Annotated in this window: 16 protein-coding genes and 2 tRNA genes; 16 read left to right on the top strand and 2 right to left on the bottom strand. The window is 65.2% G+C overall.

Features of this window, described 5'->3' with window-relative positions; translation table 11 throughout:
* Positions 1-3 precede the first annotated feature (3 nt).
* From NMB40_RS11835 to NMB40_RS11760, 16 genes are all read left to right on the top strand, one after another.
* Positions 4-663, top strand: coding sequence for an NADH-quinone oxidoreductase subunit J (locus NMB40_RS11835; RefSeq protein WP_448143196.1), 660 nt, complete (start codon positions 4-6; stop codon positions 661-663).
* Positions 660-965, top strand: a complete 306-nt coding sequence (gene nuoK, locus NMB40_RS11830) for an NADH-quinone oxidoreductase subunit NuoK (protein ID WP_068853402.1) — start codon at positions 660-662, stop codon at positions 963-965. The genes NMB40_RS11835 and nuoK overlap by 4 nt, the downstream gene beginning before the upstream one ends.
* A 7-nt stretch (positions 966-972) precedes the next feature.
* Positions 973-3174 (top strand): NADH-quinone oxidoreductase subunit L, encoded by a 2202-nt coding sequence (gene nuoL / locus NMB40_RS11825; protein WP_494358511.1) that lies wholly within the window; start codon positions 973-975, stop codon positions 3172-3174.
* A gap of 23 nt (positions 3175-3197) precedes the next feature.
* Complete coding sequence (locus tag NMB40_RS11820) at positions 3198-4706, top strand: NADH-quinone oxidoreductase subunit M (RefSeq protein ID WP_282245610.1); 1509 nt, start codon at positions 3198-3200, stop codon at positions 4704-4706.
* 15 nt (positions 4707-4721) lie between these two features.
* A complete protein-coding gene (gene nuoN, locus NMB40_RS11815) occupies positions 4722-6182 on the top strand; it encodes an NADH-quinone oxidoreductase subunit NuoN (protein ID WP_282245608.1) in 1461 nt (486 codons plus the stop codon).
* A 109-nt stretch (positions 6183-6291) separates the two neighbouring features.
* Positions 6292-6368 (top strand) — tRNA-Met (locus tag NMB40_RS11810).
* 224 nt (positions 6369-6592) lie between these two features.
* Positions 6593-6669 (top strand) — tRNA-Met (locus tag NMB40_RS11805).
* Between the two features lie 427 nt (positions 6670-7096).
* The gene (rimP, locus tag NMB40_RS11800; protein ID WP_282247287.1) at positions 7097-7687 is read left to right on the top strand and encodes a ribosome maturation factor RimP; all 591 of its coding nucleotides are present in this window, start codon (positions 7097-7099) and stop codon (positions 7685-7687) included.
* A gap of 7 nt (positions 7688-7694) precedes the next feature.
* Positions 7695-9206, top strand: coding sequence for a transcription termination factor NusA (nusA, locus tag NMB40_RS11795; protein ID WP_068853387.1), 1512 nt, complete (start codon positions 7695-7697; stop codon positions 9204-9206).
* A gap of 95 nt (positions 9207-9301) precedes the next feature.
* Positions 9302-11941, top strand: a complete 2640-nt coding sequence (gene infB, locus NMB40_RS11790; RefSeq protein ID WP_494358510.1) for a translation initiation factor IF-2 — start codon at positions 9302-9304, stop codon at positions 11939-11941.
* Positions 11942-12001: 60 nt separating this feature from the next.
* Entirely contained in the window at positions 12002-12409 is a 408-nt protein-coding gene (gene rbfA / locus NMB40_RS11785; RefSeq protein ID WP_068853383.1) for a 30S ribosome-binding factor RbfA, read from the top strand.
* A gap of 76 nt (positions 12410-12485) precedes the next feature.
* On the top strand, positions 12486-13394 hold the full coding sequence (gene truB / locus NMB40_RS11780) for a tRNA pseudouridine(55) synthase TruB (RefSeq protein ID WP_494358509.1): 909 nt from the start codon (positions 12486-12488) through the stop codon (positions 13392-13394).
* A gap of 162 nt (positions 13395-13556) precedes the next feature.
* Positions 13557-13817: a 30S ribosomal protein S15 gene (gene rpsO, locus NMB40_RS11775; RefSeq protein ID WP_282247284.1), complete on the top strand. Its 261-nt coding sequence runs from the start codon at positions 13557-13559 to the stop codon at positions 13815-13817.
* Positions 13818-13967: 150 nt separating this feature from the next.
* Positions 13968-16076 carry a polyribonucleotide nucleotidyltransferase gene (gene pnp / locus NMB40_RS11770; protein WP_494358508.1) on the top strand — a complete coding sequence of 703 codons (2109 nt, stop codon included), beginning with the start codon at positions 13968-13970 and terminating at the stop codon, positions 16074-16076.
* 420 nt (positions 16077-16496) lie between these two features.
* Positions 16497-17669 carry a glycoside hydrolase family 18 protein gene (locus NMB40_RS11765; RefSeq protein ID WP_494358507.1) on the top strand — a complete coding sequence of 391 codons (1173 nt, stop codon included), beginning with the start codon at positions 16497-16499 and terminating at the stop codon, positions 17667-17669.
* A gap of 224 nt (positions 17670-17893) precedes the next feature.
* Positions 17894-19486 (top strand): tetratricopeptide repeat protein, encoded by a 1593-nt coding sequence (locus NMB40_RS11760; RefSeq protein ID WP_494358506.1) that lies wholly within the window; start codon positions 17894-17896, stop codon positions 19484-19486.
* Here NMB40_RS11760 and NMB40_RS11755 read toward each other — a convergent pair.
* Both NMB40_RS11755 and NMB40_RS11750 read right to left on the bottom strand, forming a co-directional pair.
* Positions 19455-20522 (bottom strand): serine hydrolase domain-containing protein, encoded by a 1068-nt coding sequence (locus NMB40_RS11755; protein WP_494358505.1) that lies wholly within the window; start codon positions 20520-20522, stop codon positions 19455-19457. The genes NMB40_RS11760 and NMB40_RS11755 overlap by 32 nt on opposite strands.
* A 98-nt stretch (positions 20523-20620) precedes the next feature.
* On the bottom strand, positions 20621-22195 hold the full coding sequence (locus NMB40_RS11750) for a PepSY-associated TM helix domain-containing protein (RefSeq protein ID WP_494358504.1): 1575 nt from the start codon (positions 22193-22195) through the stop codon (positions 20621-20623).
* Between the last annotated feature and the right edge of the window lie 8 nt (positions 22196-22203).

Genomic DNA, 22203 nt, shown 5'->3' with positions numbered 1-22203 from the left:
TGAATGATGGATTGGGTAAATATCTTCTTCTGGGTCTTCTCCATCGTGGCGGGCATTTCCGCTGCGGCGGTGATCAGCGTGCGCAATCCGGTCTACGCCGTGCTGTGCCTGATCCTGACCTTCTTCTCCGTGGCCTGCATCTGGATCCTGGTCGGGGCTGAATTCCTCGGCGTGGCGCTGGTGCTGGTCTACGTCGGCGCGGTGATGGTGCTGTTCCTGTTCGTGGTGATGATGCTCGACATCGACGCCTCCAACCTGCGCGAAGGCTGGGTCCGTTACCTGCCGCTCGGCCTGGTGGTCGCGGTCACCATGCTGGTGCAGATGCTGATCCTGATCGGCGTGAAGGGCAGGGCGGTCAACCCGCTGCCGGCCGACAACGCCGCCGCGCTGGCTGCCGACACCTCCAACATCACCTGGCTGGCCCGCAGCCTGTTCACCGAATACCTGCTTCCGTTCGAGTTCGCCGCCGTCATCCTGACCGTGGCCGTGGTGGCCGCCGTGATGCTGACCCTGCGTCGCCGCACCGGCCTGAAGACCCAGAACCCGACCGAGCAGACCATGGTCAAGGGCCGCGACCGCCTGCGCGTGGTCAAGATGGCGTCGGAAACCCCGGTGGTCCACACCAACACCAAGCCGTCCAGCAACGAGGAGGCTGCCCCGTGATCACCCTCGGTCATATCCTGGCACTCGGCGCGCTGCTGTTCTGCATCAGCCTTGCCGGCATCTTCCTCAACCGCAAGAACATCATCGTGCTGTTGATGTCCATCGAACTGATGCTGCTGTCGGTGAACATCAATTTCGTCGGGTTCTCGCGCGAAATGGGTGACACGGCCGGCCAGCTGTTCGTGTTCTTCATCCTCACCGTGGCCGCGGCCGAGGCCGCGATCGGCCTCGCGATCCTGGTAACCCTGTTCCGTACCCGCCGCACCATCAATGTCGGCGAAGTCGATTCGCTGAAGGGCTGATCCGTAGATGGAAATTACTCTCTCCAAGAGTCTGTTGATCGCCGTGGTGCTTGCACCGCTGGTCGGCAGCATCATCGCTGGCCTGTTCGGTCGTCAGGTAGGGCGCATCGGCGCGCAGACCGTCACCATCCTGGGCGTTGCGGTCAGCTGCCTGCTGTCCAGCTACGTGTTCTACCAGCTGCTGTGGGGCGGCGCGCAGCCGTTCAACCAGAACGTCTACACCTTCTTTGAGGTCGGCCAGTATTCGGCGCATGTCGGTTTCATGATCGACAAGCTGACCGCCATGATGATGGTCGTGGTCACTTTCGTGTCCTTCCTGGTCCACGTGTACACCATCGGGTACATGCAGGATGACCCGGGCTACCAGCGCTTCTTCAGCTACATCTCGCTGTTCACCTTCTCGATGCTCACCCTGGTGATGAGCAACAACTTCCTGCAGCTGTTCTTCGGCTGGGAAGCGGTAGGCCTGGTGTCGTACCTGCTGATCGGGTTCTGGTTCAAGCGCCCGACCGCGATCTTCGCCAACATGAAGGCGTTCCTGGTCAACCGCGTGGGTGACTTCGGCTTCATCCTGGGTATCGCCGGCGTGCTGTGGGTGTTCGGTTCGCTGGACTACGCCACCGTGTTCGCCAATGCGTCCGACATGCTGGTCAACGGTGCGAACTCGCACGTCCAGGTGTGGTCCGGCGCGATCACCCTGTTCGGTCATACCATGCAGGTCGTCAATGCACCTGTGATCTGGGCAACCGCCACCATCATCTGCATCTGCCTGTTCATCGGCGCCATGGGCAAGTCGGCCCAGGTTCCGCTGCATGTGTGGCTGCCGGACTCGATGGAAGGCCCGACCCCGATCTCGGCACTGATCCATGCCGCGACCATGGTCACCGCGGGCATCTTCATGGTCACCCGCATGTCGCCGCTGTTCGAGCTGTCGCCGACCGCGCTGAACTTCGTGCTGTTCATCGGTGCCACCACCGCGTTCTTCACCGGCCTGATCGGCATCGTGCAGAACGACATCAAGCGCGTCGTCGCGTACTCCACGCTGTCCCAGCTGGGTTACATGACCGTGGCGCTGGGCGTGTCGGCCTACTCGGCGGCCGTGTTCCACCTGATGACCCACGCCTTCTTCAAGGCGCTGCTGTTCCTGGGTGCGGGCTCGGTGATCATCGCCATGCACCACGAGCAGGACATGCGCAAGATGGGCGGCCTGCGCAAGTACATGCCGATCACCTTCATCACCATGTGGATCGGTACGCTGGCCCTTGTCGGTACGCCGTTCTTCTCCGGCTTCTACTCCAAGGACACCATCATCGAGGCCGCGCAGCACCACGCGCATGTCTCCTCGAGCTGGGTGGCAACCTATGGCTACTGGGCCGTGCTGGGTGGCGTGATCGTCACCAGCTTCTACAGCTTCCGGCTGCTGTTCCTGACCTTCCATGGCAAGGAACGCTTCCGTGATGCGCATGATGATCACAGCCATGGTCACGACCATGCCGATCACCATGCCGCAGACGTGCACGCTGACGCCCACCACGGTGACGCGCACCATGACGACCACGGCCATGGCCACGGTCCGCATGAGCCGCACGAAACCCCGTGGGTGGTGACGCTGCCGCTGATCCTGCTGGCGATCCCGTCGATCCTGATCGGTTTCTTCAGTATCGGTCCGATGCTGTACGGCACCGACTGGGCCGGCCACCATGCCGAGCACGGCATCCCCGGCCAGGTGCATTCGTTCTTCACCGGCGTGGTCGATTTCTATGACCCGGCACGCAACACCATTGGTGCCCTGGCTGAAGAGTTCCACGGCCCGGTGGCGTTCGCCCTGCACGGCATGATGGCCCCGGCCTTCTTCCTGACCGTGGCAGGCTTCCTGCTGGCGGTCCTGTTCTACCTGTGGAAGCCGGAACTGGCCACCAAGTCGCGCAAGACGTTTGCGCCGCTGGTGTCGGTGCTGGAGAACAAGTACGGGTTCGACAAGCTCTGGATCGGCGGTTTCGCCGGTGGCGGCATCAAGCTGGGCAAGGTTTCGCGCGCGATCGACACGAACATCGTCGATGGTGTGGTGGTCAACGGTTCGGCGCGCCTGATCGATCTGGCGGCCAACCTGCTGCGTCGCACCCAATCCGGTTTCCTCTATCACTACGCCTTCGCGATGATCATCGGCCTGATTGCCCTCCTGGGCGTCCTGATGCATTACCTGCGTTGATGACCTGTACGGAATAAGAAGACGTGTCGAACTGGCCTCTACTCAGTGTTCTCATCTGGCTGCCGATCCTCGGCGGTGCCTTGATCCTTGCCATCCGTGATGCGCAGACCGCCCGCTGGGCGTCGCTGGGTGTGGCGGTACTGACCTTCGTGATCAGCCTGTCGCTGCTCAGCGGCTACGACGTGGCCAACGACGCACTGCAGTTCGTCGAGACCCGCGCCTGGATCCCGGCCTACGACATCGGCTACAACCTGGGCGTGGACGGCATCGCCATCGCGCTGATCCTGCTGACCACCCTGGTCTCGGTGCTGGCGCTGATCGGCGCCTGGAGCGCGATCGACAAGCGGGTCAACCAGTACGTGGCCGCCTTCCTTATCCTGGAAGGCGTCACCGTGGGCATCTTCGCCGCGACCGACGCGATGCTGTTCTACGTGTTCTTCGAAGCGATGCTGATCCCGATGTTCCTCATCATCGGTGTCTGGGGCGGCCCGCGCCGCATCTACGCCGCGCTGAAGTTCTTCCTGTACACCTTCCTCGGCTCGGTGCTGATGCTGGTGGCGCTGATCTACCTGTACCTGAAGGGCGGCAGCTTCCAGCTGGCCGACCTGTACCAGCTGCAGCTGTCGGCCCAGGAGCAGACCTGGATCTTCTTCGCCTTCCTGATCGCCTTCGCGGTCAAGGTGCCGATGTTCCCGGTCCACACCTGGCTGCCGGACGCGCACGTGGAAGCGCCGACGGCCGGTTCGGTGATCCTGGCCGCCATCGCCCTGAAGATCGGCGGCTACGGCTTCCTGCGCTTCAACCTGCCGATCGTCCCGGATGCGTCGCAGGAATGGGCATGGCTGGTGATCGCGCTGTCGCTGATCGCCGTGATCTACGTCGGCCTGGTCGCCCTGGTGCAGGACGACATGAAGAAGCTGATCGCCTATTCGTCGATCGCGCACATGGGCTTTGTCACCCTGGGCACCTTCATCGCCCTGTGGCTGGTGCGTGACGCCGGCAACGCCGATGCGGCCCGCCTGGGCCTGCAGGGTGCGATGGTGCAGATGGTCTCGCACGGCTTCGTGTCCGGTGCGATGTTCTCCTGCGTGGGCGTGCTGTACGACCGCATGCACAGCCGCCGCATCGCCGATTACGGCGGCGTGGTCAACGTGATGCCGTGGTTTGCCACCTTCGCCATGCTGTTCTTCATGGCCAATGCCGGCCTGCCGGGCACCAGCGGTTTCGTGGGCGAGTTCATGATCATCATGGCCAGCTTCCAGCGTAATCCGTGGCTGGCCCTGGCCGCCGCGAGCACCCTGGTGATCACCGCTGCCTACACGCTGTGGCTGTACAAGCGCGTGTTCTTCGGCGAAGTGGCCAACGCACACGTGGCGGAACTGAAGGACATCAACGGCCGTGAATGGCTGGTGTTGGGTGTGTTCGCCGTGGGTACGCTGGCGCTGGGTCTGTACCCCAAGCCGCTGACCGACCTGATGGAACCCTCGATCGCGAAGCTGGCGATGCAGATCGCATCCAGCAAGTTGCTGTAATACCAGGATTTGATGATGACCACCTCGTCGCTGTTGCCACTGACCGCCGCTGACCTGCCGCCGCTCGCACCCGAGCTGGTGCTGATTGGCAGTGCGTTCACTCTGTTGATCCTCGATCTGTTCATCAGCAAGCAGAACAAGATCTGGACCCACCTGTTCTCGGTCGCCGCGCTGGCGGTCGTGCTGTTCATGCTCGCCACCGGCGTGGGCGGGCAGGGCGAGGTCTTCCACGGCATGTTCGTCCGCGATACCGCGGCCGACGTGATGAAGGCCGTGATCGTGCTCTGCAGCGGCCTGACCCTGGTGTACGGCTGGAGCTACCTGCGCGAACGCGATCTGTTCCAGGGCGAAATCCCGGTGCTGATCCTGTTTGCCACCTCCGGCATGATGATCCTGGTTTCGGCCGGCAGCCTGCTGATGGTGTACCTGGGCCTGGAACTGCTGGCGCTGTGCTCCTACGCACTGGTCGCCAGCAACCGTGACAACGGCCTGGCCACGGAAGCTGCGATGAAGTACATCGTGCTGGGTTCGCTGGCTTCCGGCCTGCTGCTGTACGGCATGTCGCTGGTCTACGGCGCCACCGGTTCGCTGCACCTGGACGCCATCAACGCGGCCATCCCGAACTCCGATGAGAAGATGCTGCTGCTCACCGGCGCGGTGTTCATGATCGCCGGCGTAGCCTTCAAGCTCGGCGCGGCCCCGTTCCACATGTGGCTGCCCGACGTATACCAGGGTGCCCCGGCACCGGTCGCGCTGTTCATCAGCTCCGCACCGAAGCTGGCCGCGTTCGGCATGGCCTACCGCCTGCTGGAAGTGGGCGTGGGCCCGCTGTCGGACGAGTGGAAATACCTGATTGGTGGCCTGGCCGCGCTGTCGCTGGTGGTCGGTAACCTGATGGCGATCGCGCAGAGCAACCTCAAGCGCATGCTGGCGTACTCGACCGTCTCTCACATCGGCTTCCTGCTGCTCGGCATCGCCGGTGGCGGCGAGCGTGGCTATGCCGCCGCGCTGTTCTACGCCCTGAGCTACGCGATCATGTCCACCGCCGGCTTCGGCGCGATCATCGCGCTGTCGCGCAACGGTTTTGAAGCCGAGAAGATCGACGACCTGAAGGGCCTGAACGCCCGCAACCCGTGGATGGCAGGCCTGGTCCTGTGCATCATGGCGTCGATGGCCGGCATTCCGCCGTTCCTGGGCTTCTGGACCAAGCTGGCGGTGCTGGGCGCGGCCATCAACGGCGGCATGCTGTGGCTGGCCATCCTGGGCGTGATCTGCGCGGTGATTGGTTGCTTCTACTACCTGCGCGTCATCAAGGTCATGTACTTCGATGAGCCGGTGGGCGAGCCGCTGCCTGCCAACAACGACCGCGTGCTGGGCGTGGTGCTGGGCGTGAATGCCCTGGCGCTGCTGGCGCTGGGCCTGGCCTGGAACCCGATCATGGTGTGGTGCCAGCAGGCATTTGCGCATCTCGCCTGAAAAACGATACAAAACTGCGCAATTAGTGTAATATTCGTTTCCTGAGTTGTTGATGCAGCGGTTTCGCCAGAACATCGTTGCGGTAACAGATCAACTCAACCACTTCTGCTGCGGGGTGGAGCAGTCTGGCAGCTCGTCGGGCTCATAACCCGAAGGTCGCAGGTTCAAATCCTGCCCCCGCTACCAAATACCGCCGATGAAAATCGGCGGCTGGAACGAAAAGGCGATCCCGGCAACGGGGTCGCTTTTTTCGTTCCGGGACGGTCTGCCAGGGAACCGGGCAGGCCGTCGTAGTGCCACGCCCTGCGTGGCAACCAGGCGAACCCGTACGACGCCAGCCGCCAAACGAATAGCAATGTGAGGCAAGGGGTTGCAGCATTATGCAATTCCCCGTACAATTCCGCTTCTGCTGCGGGGTGGAGCAGTCTGGCAGCTCGTCGGGCTCATAACCCGAAGGTCGCAGGTTCAAATCCTGCCCCCGCTACCAAAGTAAATCTGCAGTGCAGATGCAGTAGACGAAAAGGCGATTCCGGAAACGGGGTCGCTTTTTTCGTTGGCGCGATTGCGGCCCATTGACGCGCAATGTCTCAGCGCCTTGCTAGGCGTTAAAAAGCTGAATGAAGGGGGTGATCGCGCTTTTTGACAGCCCCACCCGTTGCACCAGCGCGGTGCAACGGCTATCATCCACGGCTTAGCGGACTACCTGACAGGACCCATTCCACCGAATGCGGCCCGTCCCGCGACCGGCTTCCGGGCCGTGCGACTTCCCATCAGGTAGTCGTGACCCCCCGGAAGGCTGGCCATCCAGCACGACCGGAGTTGTACCGGACATGGGGCCCAGCGGGCCCTTTGTTGTTTCCGGGCCCCAGGCTGCGCGCCGGGGCAGCACCTCTTTCAAGGAATCAAGGCCGACTGTGAGCGACAAGGCAACCGAAATCGCGAATCTGCTCGCCCCCACCGTTCAGTCGCTGGGTCTCGAGCTGCTGGGTGTGGAATACCTGACCGCCCCGGGTGGCGCCACGCTGCGCCTGTATATCGACGTGCCGCTGGCCGAACAGCCCGAGCGCGTGGTGAATATCGACGACTGCGAACGCGTGAGCCGTGAAGTGTCGGCCCAGCTGGACGTGGAAGACCCGATCACCGCCAACTACACGCTGGAAGTGTCCTCGCCCGGCGTGGACCGCCCGCTGTTCACCTTCGACCAGTTCGAACGTGCGGTTGGCGAGTCGGCCAAGGTCACCCTGAAGCTGCCGCAGGACGGCCGTCGCCGCCTGCAGGGCGAAATCCTCGGCGTCGATGCCGAGCAGAATACGGTCACCTTCAAGGTCGACAATTCACCGTTTACCGCCGACGTCGAGAATATCGAGAAGGCACGCATCATGCCGGACTGGGCCGCCCTCGGCCTGGCTCCGACCAAACCGACTGGCCCGGCACCCAAGCAGGGTGGCAAGGCGAACAAGAAACCATCCAACGAGCCGGCGGCCAAGAAGCCGCGCGCGGAGTGAGCCAACAATGAGCAAGGAACTTTTGCTGGTAGTGGACGCAGTCGCCAATGAAAAAGGCGTTCCGCGTGAAGTGATCTTCGATGCGATCGAAGCAGCACTGGCGTCTGCCGCGAAGAAGCGCTATCCCGATGAGGAAGTGCTGGCGCGCGTGTCGATCGACCACAAGGACGGCACCTACGAAACCTTCCGCCGCTGGGAAGTGGTGGCCGATGACGTGGTGATGGAATCGCCCGACCGCCAGGTGCGTCTGATGGATGCCATCGACGAAGCCGAAGGCGTGGAAGTAGGCGATTACATCGAAGAGCAGATTGAAAACCCGGACTTCGGCCGCATCGCGGCGCAGGCCGCCAAGCAGGTGATCGTCCAGCGCGTGCGCGAAGCCGAACGCCAGCAGGTGGTCGATGCGTGGAAGGACCGCGTGGGCGAGCTGGTCACCGGTGTGGTCAAGCGCGCCGAGCGCGGCAACATCTACGTGGACCTGGGCGGCAACGCCGAAGCGTTCATCCCGAAGGACAAGGGCATTCCGCGCGACGTGCTGCGTGCTGGCGACCGCGTGCGCGGTTACCTGGCCGAAGTGCGTTCGGAACCGCGTGGCCCGCAGCTGTTCATCAGCCGCGCCGCCCCGGAATTCATGATCGAGCTGTTCAAGCTGGAAGTGCCGGAAGTGGGCCAGGGCCTGGTCGAGATCAAGGCCTGTGCACGCGACCCGGGCGACCGCGCCAAGATCGCCGTGCTCGCCCACGATGCGCGTACCGATCCGATCGGCGCCTGCATCGGCATGCGCGGTTCGCGCGTGCAGGCGGTGTCCAACGAGCTCAATGGCGAGCGCGTGGATATCGTGCTGTGGAACGACAACCCCGCCAACTTCGTCATCAATGCGATGGCGCCGGCGGAAGTGCAGTCCATCATCGTTGATGAAGACAAGCACTCCATGGACCTGGCCGTCGCTGAAGAGCGCCTGGCCCAGGCGATCGGCAAGGGCGGCCAGAACGTGCGCCTGGCCAGCCGCCTGACCGGGTGGCAGCTCAATGTGATGACCCAGGACCAGGTGACCGCCAAGTCCGAGGCAGAGCAGGGCGTTGCCCGCCAGCTGTTCATGGACAAGCTGGAAGTGGATGAAGAAATCGCCGCCATCCTGGTGACCGAAGGCTTCAACACCGTGGAAGAAATCGCCTACGTCCCGGTCGGCGAACTGCTGGCCGTGGAAGGCTTCGACGAAGACATCGTCGAAGAGCTGCGTGCCCGTGCCCGCGATGCGCTGCTCAACGAAGCGCTTGCGGTGGAAGAGGGTCTGGAAGATGGTTCGCCGTCCGAAGACCTGCTCGCCCTGGAAGGCATGGACGAGGCAACCGCCTACGCCCTGGCCGGCCACGGCGTGCGTACGAGTGAGGACCTGTCGGACCTGGCCGCCGATGAGATCCTCGAGTTCGGTATCGAGGACATGGACCAGGAGCGCGCCGCCGCCCTGATCCTTGCCGCCCGAGCCGAGGAGATCGCCCGCCTGGAGCGCGGCGAATGAGCCAGCGATGAACAGTGCCCTGACCCGATCAGGGCTTAGACTCCGCGCTGCCTTCGCCCGTTTCGGAGGAGCGCCAACCAGATCATAGGATCCGAATGTCGCAGCAAACCACCATCCGCAAGCTTGCCGAACTGGTCAATACGCCGGTCGAAAAACTGCTTGAACAGCTTGCCGAAGCCGGCATGAAGTTCAGCGGTCCCGACCAGGTCGTGACCAGCACCGAGAAGGTGAAGCTCCTGGGCTTCCTTCGTCGTTCGCATGGCAAGACCGAGCAGCCCGTCGAAAGTGCCGACGAAGCTGCAAAGAAGATCACCCTCAACCGTCGCAAGTTGCAGGAAGTGACCGTCAGCGCCGGCCGCAGCAAGACCACCGTCAATGTTGAAGTGCGCCAGAAGCGCACCTACACCAAGGACGCCAGTGGCAAGGCGATGACGCCGGATGAGGAGCGCGCCGACATCCTGCGCAAGCTGGAGGAATCCCGCCAGCGCAATCTGGACGAGCAGCGCGCACTGGCCGAGAAGGACCGTGCGCGTGATGAGGAAATCGCACGCAAGCGCCAGGAAGAGATCGACGCCAAGGAACGCGCCGAAGCCGAGCGCAAGGCGGCCGAAGCCGCTGCCGAAGCGGCAAAGAACGCCCCGCCGGCACCGGTAGCGGCGCCGCGCCCGGCTGCCAGCGAAGCGCCGGCCCGTGCCGCGCGTCCGTCTGCGCCGGCACCGGCACGTCCGGCCGCGCGTGCGGACGACCGCAACTCGAACAACAACAACAACCGCCCGGGCGCCAAGCGCGACGACGATGGTGGCAACCGCTTCGCCGGTCAGCTGCACCTGTCGGCCGCTGATCGCGCGCGTCGTGGCAACAACAGCAACTCGCGTGGTCGCCCGACCGGTCGCACGCAGCACGGCGGTCGCCGTGACAGCAACCAGTCGCGCAGCGGCGGTGGTGCCCATGGTTTCGAACGTCCGGTCGCACCGATCGTGCGTGACGTGACCATCGGCGACACCATCACCGTGGCCGACCTGGCCCAGAAGCTGGCCGTGAAGGGCGGCGATGTGGTCAAGGCGCTGTTCAAGATGGGCGTGATGGCCACCATCACCCAGACCATCGACCACGACACCGCCGCGCTGGTGACCGAAGAACTCGGCCACAACGTGATCCGTGCCAATACCAACGACGCCGAAGACGCGCTGCTGGCGTTGAACGAAGGCGAGCAGGGCGAAGCCGTTGCGCGTCCGCCGGTGGTCACCATCATGGGCCACGTCGACCACGGCAAGACCTCGCTGCTGGATTACATCCGCCGCACCAAGGTGGCCACCGGCGAAGCCGGCGGCATCACCCAGCACATCGGTGCGTACCACGTTGAAACGCCCAAGGGCGTCATCAGCTTCCTGGATACCCCGGGCCACGCCGCGTTCACCTCGATGCGTGCCCGCGGTGCCAAGCTGACCGACATCGTGGTGCTGGTGGTTGCAGCCGACGACGGTGTGATGCCGCAGACCAAGGAAGCGATCCAGCACGCCCGTTCCGCCGGTGTGCCGCTGATCGTGGCGATCAACAAGATCGACAAGTCCGGTGCCGACCCGATGCGCGTCAAGAACGAACTGCTCACCGAGCAGGTCGTGTCCGAAGACTTTGGTGGTGACGTGCAGATGGTGGAAATCTCGGCCAAGGCCGGTCTCGGTATCGACGACCTGCTGGACGCCATCTCCATGCAGGCCGAATTGCTGGAACTGAAGGCCGTGGCCGATGGCCGCGCCAGCGGCGTGGTCATCGAGTCCTCGCTGGACAAGGGCCGTGGCCCGATCGCCACCGTGCTGGTGCAGCAGGGTTCGCTGAAGAAGGGCGACTACCTGGTCTGCGGTATCCAGTACGGCCGCGTGCGTGCGCTGTTCGATGAGACCGGCAAGCAGCCCGACCAGGCTGGCCCGTCCATCCCGGTGCAGGTGCTGGGTCTGTCCGGCGTGCCGGATGCGGGCGATGACTTCGTCGTGGTCGAGGACGAGCGCCTCGCCAAGGACGTCGCGCAGCAGCGCGAAACCAAGCGCCGTGAATCGCGCCTGGTGCAGTCGGCCGGCAGCCGCATGGAAGACATCATGGCAACCCTGGGCAAGGGCGATGGCCAGCAGGTGCTGAACCTGGTGATCAAGGCCGACGTGCAGGGTTCGGTGCAGGCGCTGAGCCAGGCACTGGTCGCGCTGTCCAACGAAGACATCCGCATCAACGTGATCCACTCCGGCGTGGGCGGCATCACCGAATCGGACGCCAACTCGGCCGTTGCCTCCAAGGCCACCGTGATCGGCTTCAACGTGCGTGCGGATGCTTCGGCCCGCCGCATCATTGAATCCAACGGCGTGGACCTGCGTTACTTCTCGATCATCTATGACGTGATCGATCAGGTGAAGCAGGTGGCATCCGGCCTGCTCGGCGTGGAAATCCGCGAAGAGATCATCGGTATCGCCCAGGTCCGCGACGTGTTCCGCAGCTCCAAGTTCGGTGCCGTGGCCGGTTGCATGGTCATCGAAGGTACGGTCAAGCGCAGCAAGCCGATCCGCGTCCTGCGCGACAGCGTGGTGGTGTTCGAAGGCGAGCTGGAATCGCTGCGTCGCTTCAAGGAGAACGTCGACGAAGTCCGCAACGGTACCGAATGCGGTATCGGCGTGAAGGCTTACAACGATGTGAAGCCGGGCGACCAGATCGAGTGCTTCGAGCGTATCGAAGTGCCGCGTACCCTGTAATGTGAAACGGGGCCCGACCAACGGTCGGGCCCTACCAATCCGAACACTGAAGAGCTCCTCGTGCCGAAAACCTTCCATCGAACCGACCGTGTTTCCGCCCAGATCCGTCGTGAGCTGGGTACGCTCGTGCATAACCTCGTGCGTGTACACGGCTTGCCCTCGGTGAGCGTTTCCGACGTCGAAGTCACCCGTGACATGGCCCATGCCAAGATCTTCGTCACCGCGCTGATGCCGGAACGTTCGGCCGAAGCGATGAAGGGGCTGAAGGAGCTGGCGTGGGAGCTGCGCATGGACCTGGCCAAGGCCATGAAGCTGCGCCACGTGCCGGAGCTGCACTTCCACTACGACGATTCGGTCGACCGTGGCGAGCACATCGACAATCTCCTGCGCGACCTGCCCGACACGCTCGCGGCCGAAAAGAGCCGCAACGCCAAAGACGGCGACGACGGCGAAGACAAACCCGAATAAAAACAACGGCCCGAAAGGGCTGTTGTCCTGTATGGCGCGGCCTGCGTGCCTGCACGACCAATCCCGGCGAAACACCATGACCCGAATCACCTTCCGTCGCCTGGACGGCATCCTCCTGCTCGACAAGCCCACCGGCATGAGCTCCAACGCCGCGCTGCAGGTGGCCCGCCGCCTGTTCCGCGCAGAGAAGGGCGGCCACACCGGCAGCCTGGACCCGCTCGCCACCGGCCTGCTGCCGCTGTGCTTCGGCGAAGCCACCAAGATCGCCGGCCTGCTGCTGGGCGCGGCCAAGGCCTACGACGCCGACATCGTGCTGGGCCAGACCACCGATACCGACGATTCCGACGGCAGCGTGCTGCTGGAACGCCCCGTGCCCGCGATCAGCCGCGACCAGCTCGAGGCTGCCCTGTCCCCGCTGAAGGGCCGGATACGACAGCGCGCCCCGATCTTTTCCGCGCTCAAGCAGGGCGGTGAACCGCTGTACCTGAAGGCGCGCCGGGGCGAGACCATCGACGCGCCCGAACGCGATGTCGAGGTCCATGCCATCGAGGTCCTGGACCAGCAGCCGACCCGGCTGTCGCTGCGCGTGACCTGCGGTTCAGGCACCTACATCCGCAGCCTGGCCCGCGACCTGGGCGAAGCCCTGGGCTGCGGCGCACACATCGCCGGCCTGCGCCGGCTCTGGGTGGAACCGTTCCGCGACGCCCCCATGGTCACCCTCGAGACCCTGCGCGCCTTGGCAGGGCAGGGCGACGAGCCGGCCATGGAGGCGCTGCTGCTGCCGCTGGCGGCCGGGCTGGCCGATTATCCGCGGGTCGATCTGGATGCTGAACAGGCGCCACGTTTCTGCGTGGGCCAGCGCCTGCGCGATCCGGCCTGGCCACCCGGTACCGTGGCCGTGTATGGCCCGGAGGACCGGATCCAGGGGCTTGGCGAGGTCGACGAGACCGGCCGGCTGTCCCCCCAGCGCCGCTTCAACCTCTGACCCGGACCCACCCGGCGCTTGTTCCGGGAGGCTGCGAACGTTACAATTTCGCGGCCTTTTCAGGCTTTCCCGCGTCTGCGGGTTCATCCTTTCGTTAACGGCGAGTCACGCGGTACGCCAATGGGGCGTTTCTGCGGGCCACGCATCCAAGAGAAAACAGATATGTCGATCGACACCCAGAAGGTCATTGAAGACAACAAGCGCAGCGCCGCCGATACCGGCTCCCCGGAAGTGCAGGTCGCCCTGCTCACCGCCCGCATCGAGCTGCTGACCGGTCACTTCAAGGCCCACAAGAAGGATCACCACAGCCGCCGCGGCCTGCTGCAGATGGTCAACCGCCGCCGCAGCCTGCTGGACTACCTGAAGAAGAAAGACGCCGTACGTTACAAGGCCCTGATCGAAAAGCTCGGCCTGCGTCGCTAAGCAAGAATCCCGACCGCGGCGCAGGAATGCGCCGCGGTTTTGTTTTGGTAGTACCGCATCAAACGCCAGGACCGGACTTCCGGTCACCCGTCGGCGGCAAGGGTCGCCCACGGTCCATTCGAAGACAGCATTTCCCCAAGGACATCCCCCGTGGCAAAAATCACCAAAACCTTCCAGTACGGCAAGCACACCGTCACGCTTGAAACCGGCGAAATCGCCCGTCAGGCCGGTGGCGCCGTCATCGTCAAGTTCGACGACACCGTGCTGCTGGTCTCCGCCGTGGCTGCCAAGAGCGCGCGTGAGGGCCAGGACTTCTTCCCGCTGACCTGTGATTACCAGGAGAAGTTCTACGCCGGTGGCCGTATCCCGGGTGGCTTCTTCAAGCGCGAAGGCCGCGCGACCGAGAAGGAGACGCTGATCTCGCGCCTGATCGATCGTCCGATCCGTCCGCTGTTCCCGGAAGATTACAAGAACGAAGTGCAGATCATCGCCACGGTCATGTCGCTGAACCCGGACATCGACGGCGACATCCCCGCGCTGATCGGCGCCTCGGCTGCGCTGTCGCTGGCCGGCACCCCGTTCAAGGGTCCGATCGCCGCTGCCAAGGTCGGTTACAAGAACGGTGAGTACATCCTCAACCCGACCGTGACCGAACTGAAGGATTCGGAGCTGGAACTGGTTGTGGCCGGTACCTCCAACGCCGTGCTGATGGTTGAATCCGAAGCCGCGCTGCTGTCCGAAGACGTGATGCTGGGCGCCGTGACCTTCGGTCACCGCGAAATGCAGAAGGTCATCAACGCCATCAACGAGCTGACCGTGGAAGCCGGCACCAAGCCGTCGACCTGGGTGGCCCCGGCCAAGAACGACGTGCTGATCAGCGCCCTGCAGGAAGCCATCGGCCCGCGCCTGGGCGAAGCCTTCCAGGTGCGCGACAAGCTGCAGCGCCGCGACGCCATCTCGGCGATCAAGAAGGACGTGGTCGAGTCGCTGGCAGGCCGCGTGGCCGCTGAAGGCTGGAACCCGGCCGAGCTGTCGAAGGAATTCGGCGAGCTGGAATACAGCACCATGCGCAACTCGGTGCTCGACACCAAGGTCCGCATCGACGGCCGTGCGCTGGACACCGTCCGCCCGATCGCCGTCAAGACCGGCATCCTGCCGCGCGTGCACGGCTCTTCGCTGTTCACCCGTGGTGAGACCCAGGCCATCGTGACCATCACGCTGGGTACCGCCCGCGACGGCCAGGTCATCGACGCCGTGTCCGGTGAGTACAAGGACAACTTCCTGTTCCATTACAACTTCCCCCCGTACTCGGTGGGTGAGACCGGCCGCATGATGGGCCCGAAGCGTCGCGAAATCGGCCACGGCCGCCTCGCCAAGCGCGGCGTGCTGGCAGTGATGCCGTCGCTGGAAGCCTTCCCGTACACCATTCGCGTCGTCTCGGAAATCACCGAGTCGAACGGTTCGTCGTCGATGGCTTCGGTCTGCGGTTCCTCGCTGGCCCTGATGGACGCCGGCGTGCCGGTGAAGTCGCCGGTGGCCGGTATTGCCATGGGTCTGGTCAAGGAAGGCGACCGCTTCGTCGTCCTGTCCGACATCCTGGGTGACGAAGACCACCTGGGTGACATGGACTTCAAGGTTGCCGGTACCGCTGAGGGCATCTCCGCCCTGCAGATGGACATCAAGATCGAAGGCATCACCGAAGAAATCATGAAGCAGGCACTGCAGCAGGCCAAGGCTGGCCGTCTGCACATCCTGGGTGAAATGGCCCACGGCCTGACCGCGCCGCGCCAGGAGCTGTCGGACTACGCGCCGCGCCTGCTGACCATCAAGATCCACCCGGACAAGATCCGCGAAGTGATCGGCAAGGGTGGTTCCACCATCCAGGCCATCACCAAGGAAACCGGCACCCAGATCGACATCCAGGACGACGGCACCATCGTCATCGCCTCGGTCAATGCGATCGCTGCGCAGGCTGCCAAGGCCCGCATCGAGCAGATCACCTCGGACGTCGAGCCGGGCCGCATCTACGAAGGCAAGGTCGCCAAGATCATGGACTTCGGTGCGTTCGTCACCATCCTGCCGGGCAAGGACGGCCTGGTCCACGTCTCGCAGATCTCCAGCGAGCGCGTTGAAAAGGTCGGCGACAAGCTGAAGGAAGGCGACGTGGTCAAGGTCAAGGTGCTGGAAGTCGACAAGCAGGGCCGCATCCGCCTGTCGATGAAGGCCGTCGAGGAAGGCGAAGGCGCCTCGGCCGAGTAATCCGCCAACGGCAGATTACGAGGGTAGGTGACGACCGTTGGTCGTCACTCCTTGGAAAAAAAAACGGGCCTAGGCCCGTTTTTTTTTGCTTGGCGCACGATCTTCGATCAGGGGCGTCGCGAGCGTCCAGAGCCCCGCCGCGGCCGGTAGGCCCCTGTGCAAATGTCCCCCGGCCGACGCCTGGCGGCGACGGCCTCCTCCTTTACTTTGCCAGGGACCTACCGGCCGCGACGGGGCATGGCTTGCGGCCCGGCGTTCGCCCCCGGCAGCCGCGTCTGCTTTGCCGCGAGGGTCCTTGTGCAGTCATTGCGTTTCCCGTCCACAGCTACAGGACGTGTCCGCTGGACAGATTCGCAGGACATCCCGCCACGACGATGCGCGCCTTGTTAACGTTGGCCCATCCTGATCCACGGAGTTGCCATGTCCCGTCTATCTGCTTTCCTGCTGGGCGCCGCCATTACGTTCGCGCTGCCCATCGTGAGCCATGCCGCCCCGGCGTCGAACGCGGTGATCGGTGCCTACTATCCGGGCGGTTCGGCCGAGCGCTATCCGGTGGCGTCCATTCCCGCCGATACGCTGACCCATCTGTTCTACGCGTTCGCCCGCATCGAGGACGGCAGGTGCGTGGTGGACGACGGCGCTGCCGCGCACTTCAAGGCACTGGCTGCGCTCAAGCGCGAACACCCGCAGCTGCACAGCATGATCTCCATCGGCGGCTGGAATGCGGGCGGCTTCTCCGATGCCGCGCTCACGGCACAGAGCCGCGAACGTTTCGTGCGGTCGTGCGTTGCGATGTTCTTCGAGCAGCATCGCGGCAGTTTCGACGGGGTGGATATCGATTGGGAGTTCCCGGTTTCCGGTGGCCCGCTGGAGATCACCGACCGCCCGCAGGACCGTCGCAACATGACGCTGCTGGTGCAGGAATTCCGCCGCCAGCTGGATGCGCTGGATGGCGGCCGGGGTCCGCACCGGCTGCTGACCGCCGCGCTGCCGGCGGGTCGCGTGCAGACCGACGGTCCGTACGATCCCGCGCTCAGCTATGAGCTGAAGGAACTGGGCAAGGCGCTCGATTTCATCAACCTGATGAGCTACGACATGGGCACCGGCTTCTCCAAGGTGTCCACCTTCAATGCGCCGCTGCGCGCGGTACCGCAGGACCCCCTCGCAGCGGAACAGCGCCGCTGGAACAGCGTGGAAGGCGCGGTGCAGTACTACCGCCGGCACGGCGTGCCCAACGACAAGCTGGTGCTGGGCGTGCCGTTCTACGGGCGCGGCTTCAAGGTCACCACCGAATCTGCCGATGGCCTGTACCAGCCTTACAGCGCCCCGTTCGATGCCGGCGACTGGCGCCGCATCCAGCAGGAATTCCTCGACAAGCCGGGCTGGCAGCGGCACTGGCACCCGGTGGCGCAGGCGCCGTGGTTGTACAACGCTGCCGACAAGGTCTTCATCAGCTACGAAGACCCGACCTCGATCGCGTTACGCGCGGACTACGCCAGGGAGCAGAAGCTGCGCGGCGTGTTTACCTGGGAACTGACCGGCGACGACGACCAGGCCAGCCTCTTGAAGGCGATGGCGCGTCCGTTCAAGTGACGCCAGCCGCAGGTAGAGTCGGTTCCCAAACGACTGCCGTGGACGCGTAAACATTCGGGGACGCATGACCGTAAGCGAAGCAGAAGCCTTCTCCGCCAGCGCTCATGCCGTCACCGAACGTGGGTAATGCAATGGCGGTCGATTGGGATGCGACCCTACCGCTGGAATGCCGCCCGGGTTATCGGGTTCCAACGCCCCGTCCGGACCTGCACTATGCTTGCCGCATGAGTACCGTCCGGCTGCTGGATTTACACATCGACCGTACCTCGCAGCAGGTGCGGCGCGGTGATGTGGTGTTGCCGGTCAGCGGGCTGAGCTGGCGGCTGCTGGACTGCCTGCTGGAGCACGGCACCGAGGTTGTCGACTTCGATACGTTGGCCGAGCAGGTCTGGGCACCGGCGGTGGTGGGCGAGGACGCGATCAGCCAGCGGGTGAAGCTCCTGCGCCAGGCGCTGGTTGATGACAGCCGCCAGCCGCGCTATGTGCGCTCGGTGCGGGGGCGCGGTTACCAGTTGTGCGCACCGCTGCAGGCGTGCGCGGCGGAAGCACCGACAGCGACGCCGACCGAAGGATCGCAACGACGCCTGCATCGGCGTTGGGCTTGGGCGGTAGGAGGCGTGGCGGCGGTCGGCGCCATCATCGCAGTCGTCGTTGCGTGGCCGGGCAGCTCGCCGCGGTCCCCGGCAGACCCGGTGCTGGAGCGTGCCGGTTATTACGCCAGCATTGGGCAGGCCAGCAACAACGATCGTGCGATTACCCTGTACCGGCAGGCGCTGCAGATCGACCCGGATTCCAGCGCGGCCCGGCGTGGCCTGGCGCGTGCACTGGCCGCCGACGCGTGTTTGTTCAATGGCAAACCGGGCAATGCGCAGGAAGCGCTGCAGCTGGCCGGGCAGGTACTGCAGGCCGCGCCTGACGATGCCGCCGCGCATGCGCTGCGCGGTTACGCGCACGACTGCCTCGGCGCGATGCCGCAGGCGATTGCCGATTACGAGCAGGCGTTGCGGCACGACCCCGACGATGAGCGCACCCGCGCCTCGCTGGCTTACCTGCAACAGGAGCAGGGCCACCTGGCCCAGGCGCTGAAGGCCAACCTCACGCTGCGCGCGCCGGAGCGGATCCGCTTCCGCGACGTGCAGGTCGCACGCGAACTGGAACTGCTCGGCTTCACCGACGCCGCCGCACGCCGCCATGCGCACAACTTCCAGCTGTACCCGGACAACGTCTTCAGCAACATCGCCTGGCCGCGTGCGCTGATGAGCATGGGCGAGCAGGACAAGGCGCGGCAAGCGCTTGACCAGGCGCTGGCACGCGGCACCCCGCATCCGCAGTTGCTGCGCCTGCAGGGCGAACTGCTGCTGATGAGCGGCGACCCGCAGGGCGCGGCGCAGGCCTTCGAGCAGGGCCGCCTGCTGCGCCCGTTGCAGTCGCTGGGCAAGACCCTGGCGGGCCTGCAGCAGCCGAACGGCGGGCCATCCCCGGAATGGATTTCCGGGCGGCTGGGTGAAGTCTCCGCGCAGGCTGACGACGGCTGGTCGGATGCCGCCGTGGAACGCGCGCTGCTGCACCAGGCCCAGGGCGATGCAGCGGCGGCAATCGCCGACCTGCACCGCGCCGTGGACTCGGGCTTCCGCGACGCCGCGTGGCTGCGCGTCACCCCGCTGTTCGCCCCGCTGCGGCAGGCGCCCGGCTGGGAACGCCTGCTCGCCCGGATCGAGGCGGACGTGGCCGCCCAGCGTGCGCAGGTACTTGCCGCACCGTGGCGCCCGGAAGACCTGAAAGGCCTCAGCGCAACGCCGGCAACAGGAATTCGGTAAGCACCCGGCGCGACTGCGGGTGGGCGTAGCTGCGGTTGTAGGCTTTGCTGGTGACCACCGCCACCAGCTTCTTCTCCGGCATCACGAACACATAGTTGCCGCCGTTGCCTGACATCGCCCACACCGTGGTTTCCTTGCCGTCCACCGGCAGCTTCAGGCCCCACCACTGGTAGCCGTAGTCGCTGCCGTCGTCGGCCTGCGCCTGCGGGCGGATCATCGCCGCGATGTAGTCGGCGGGCACCAGCTGTTTGCCCTGCCAGCGGCCGCCGGCCAGCACCAGCTCGCCCAACCGGGCCAGGTCGCGGCTGCGGTAGCGGGTGCCGCCGCCGCCCATGCCGATGCCTTCGGGGGAGCGGTTCCAGTGGCTGCGGGTGATGCCCAGCGGGCGTTCCAGGGCCTGCGCCGCATAGTCGGCCAGCGGCATCTTCGTGGCCCGCTCCAGCACCGCGCCCAGCACGAAGGAATCGGCGGTGCAGTAGGCATGCGCGCGGCCGTGCGGGCTGTCTTCGGGGCGGCTCATCCACGGCGCGAAGCCCTTGACCGGCAGCGCCAGTGCGAAGTCCAGCCAGCGCTCGGTCACGTACATGCGCTCTTCGTTGCCGCTGGAAAACGGGTTCTGGTCATCGCACTCCCACAGGCTGCTCATGGTGAGCAGGTCTTCCAGCGTGGTGCCCCGCAGGCGCGGGTCCACCGGGTGGCTGGCGGTGAATTCCGGGAAGTAGTCGTAGACACGGGCCTGCACGCCCGGCAGCTGACCGGCGCCGATGGCCGCCCCCACCAGCAGGGACGTCACGCTCTTGCTGGCCGATCGTACGTCGTTGAGGGTTTCGGCATCGGCGCCGTTGAAATAGTGCTCGTAGGCCACGGTGCCATCGACCAGCAACAGCACGCTGGTGACCTGTTTGATCTCGTCCCTGGCAACGGCCGCCTCCAGCGCGGCGAGCGGGGCAGGGTCGAGCTTCGGCGGGGCGGACAGGGCCGTGATGGGCAGGCAGGCGGCGAGCGCCAGCAACAGGGCGGGCAGGGTTCGAGGCATGGGTGGAGCTCCTTGGGGTGAGGAGCCCACTACGCCAGCAGCGCGTCTGAAGTGCTGGAAAAGCGCCTGAAGAATTCTGAAATCGCCCTCTACGCGTCTCAGGCGTCTACAGCAGGGTGCGCCCACACGCTGTTGGGGTCGCCGTGCACCGCCCGGCGCTGCGTGGCGCGTGCCATCGCGGCAAAGCCCAATGCCATTGCCAGCGCCACGCCATCCACCCAGAACAGCGGCCAGTAGCCGTGCATGGCACTGGTCCACAGCCACAGCCCGCTCATGGCGCCGTGCACCACCGGGATCAACGCGGTCACCGCCGCCGCCGCCCACAGCAGCTCCACCGCCGCCTTGGACGGCGCGCGCAGCGCCGCCCACAGGGCGCAGCCGCCCCAGGCCAGGAAGCAGGTCCAGCGCATGCCTGCATCGGCATGCGCCGGGGCCAGGTGCTCCAGCAACTGGACGCTCACGAACGCCGCCGACACCGCCACGCACAGCCCGATGCATACGCCTACCGTGGCCCGCGCCATGTTCACCTGCGCGCGCCCCTGGGTGGCCTGGCGGCGCTTGCGGCGCGACTCGATCCACAGCAGGTTGCCCGAGTAGAACAGGAACGCCCCGCCCAGGCCGAGCACGAAGTACAGCCACGGCACCAGCCCGTTGCCGAATTCGCCGAAGTGCAGCGCATACGCCGCCGCCAGCGTGGCGTGGTTGGCATCTCGGTGCCCTGGCAGCTGGGTATGCAGCACATCGCCGGTATTGGCATCCATCGCCACCGCGCCCAGCGGACCCAGCGAGACACCGCCATCGCCGGTGATTTCGATCACCGCGTTCCTGTCGCCGGCATTGGCCAGCTTCAGGTAGGCCGGTTCGAACACCGCCTGGCCCTTGTCATTTGCCACCGCGATCGCCCGCGCATGCAGCATCGCCAGGCTGCCCGCACGCACCGGCTCGTTGGCCGGCGCGCGGATCGGCGCGGTATCGGTCGCACCCGGCAATGCCGCCAGCAGCTTGCCGTCGTAGATCAGCGGGTTGAGCGCGGCCATCTGCAGGAACATCAGGCACAGCAGCGCGCCGGTGACCGCGAACAACAGGTGGAAGGGCAGGCTGAGCACGCCGATCACGTTGTGCGCGTCCTGCCACATCTGCTTGAAATTGCGGCCCGGGCGCAGCGCGAACAGGTCGCCCACCAGCTTGGGCAGGTGGATCACCAGCCCGGACAGCAATGCCAGCCCGTACAGCAGGCTGACCACGCCCATCAGGTAGATGCCGGCCACCGGCAGGCCCAGCGTGTAGTGCAGTTCATTGACCAGTTCGGCCAACCCGGCCTGCGGCGGGGTGGGGCTGCCATCCACGTGGTCGGCCCAGGCAAACAGCCAGGTGCCCTTGGCGTCCTGCCAGTACGCGACGGACTGCGGTGTTTCCGCGCCGGGGAAGGTCATGCCCACGTGCTTTCGCGCATCCGGATGCTTGGCCAGCACGCCATCGAGCAGCCGCTGCGCATCGTCCAGGGTCTGCGCCGGCTGGTCCATGCCCTGCGGCGACTGCCACAGCGGCAGGTCGTGGTGGAACACGGTGATGGCGCCGGCATAGAACGCCACGAACAGCGCAAAGCCGGCCACCAGGCCAACCCAGGTGTGCACGGTGGTGAAGGTACGCAGGGTGAGCGAACTGAATTTCATCGAATAGG

Source organism: Stenotrophomonas sp. FBCC-B152 (genome assembly GCF_059134105.1).
The sequence above is the reverse complement of the archived record's forward strand: the minus strand, read 5'-3'. Positions and strand labels throughout refer to the sequence as shown.

Coding starts and splice junctions, on each gene's coding strand:
- NMB40_RS11835 (WP_448143196.1), top strand. CDS start 4: ATGATGGATTGGGTAAATATCTTCTTCTGGGTCTTCTCCATCGTGGCG.
- nuoL (WP_494358511.1), top strand. CDS start 973: ATGGAAATTACTCTCTCCAAGAGTCTGTTGATCGCCGTGGTGCTTGCA.
- nuoN (WP_282245608.1), top strand. CDS start 4,722: ATGACCACCTCGTCGCTGTTGCCACTGACCGCCGCTGACCTGCCGCCG.
- nusA (WP_068853387.1), top strand. CDS start 7,695: ATGAGCAAGGAACTTTTGCTGGTAGTGGACGCAGTCGCCAATGAAAAA.
- infB (WP_494358510.1), top strand. CDS start 9,302: ATGTCGCAGCAAACCACCATCCGCAAGCTTGCCGAACTGGTCAATACG.
- truB (WP_494358509.1), top strand. CDS start 12,486: ATGACCCGAATCACCTTCCGTCGCCTGGACGGCATCCTCCTGCTCGAC.
- rpsO (WP_282247284.1), top strand. CDS start 13,557: ATGTCGATCGACACCCAGAAGGTCATTGAAGACAACAAGCGCAGCGCC.
- NMB40_RS11765 (WP_494358507.1), top strand. CDS start 16,497: ATGTCCCGTCTATCTGCTTTCCTGCTGGGCGCCGCCATTACGTTCGCG.
- NMB40_RS11760 (WP_494358506.1), top strand. CDS start 17,894: ATGAGTACCGTCCGGCTGCTGGATTTACACATCGACCGTACCTCGCAG.
- NMB40_RS11755 (WP_494358505.1), bottom strand. CDS start 20,522: ATGCCTCGAACCCTGCCCGCCCTGTTGCTGGCGCTCGCCGCCTGCCTG.
- NMB40_RS11750 (WP_494358504.1), bottom strand. CDS start 22,195: ATGAAATTCAGTTCGCTCACCCTGCGTACCTTCACCACCGTGCACACC.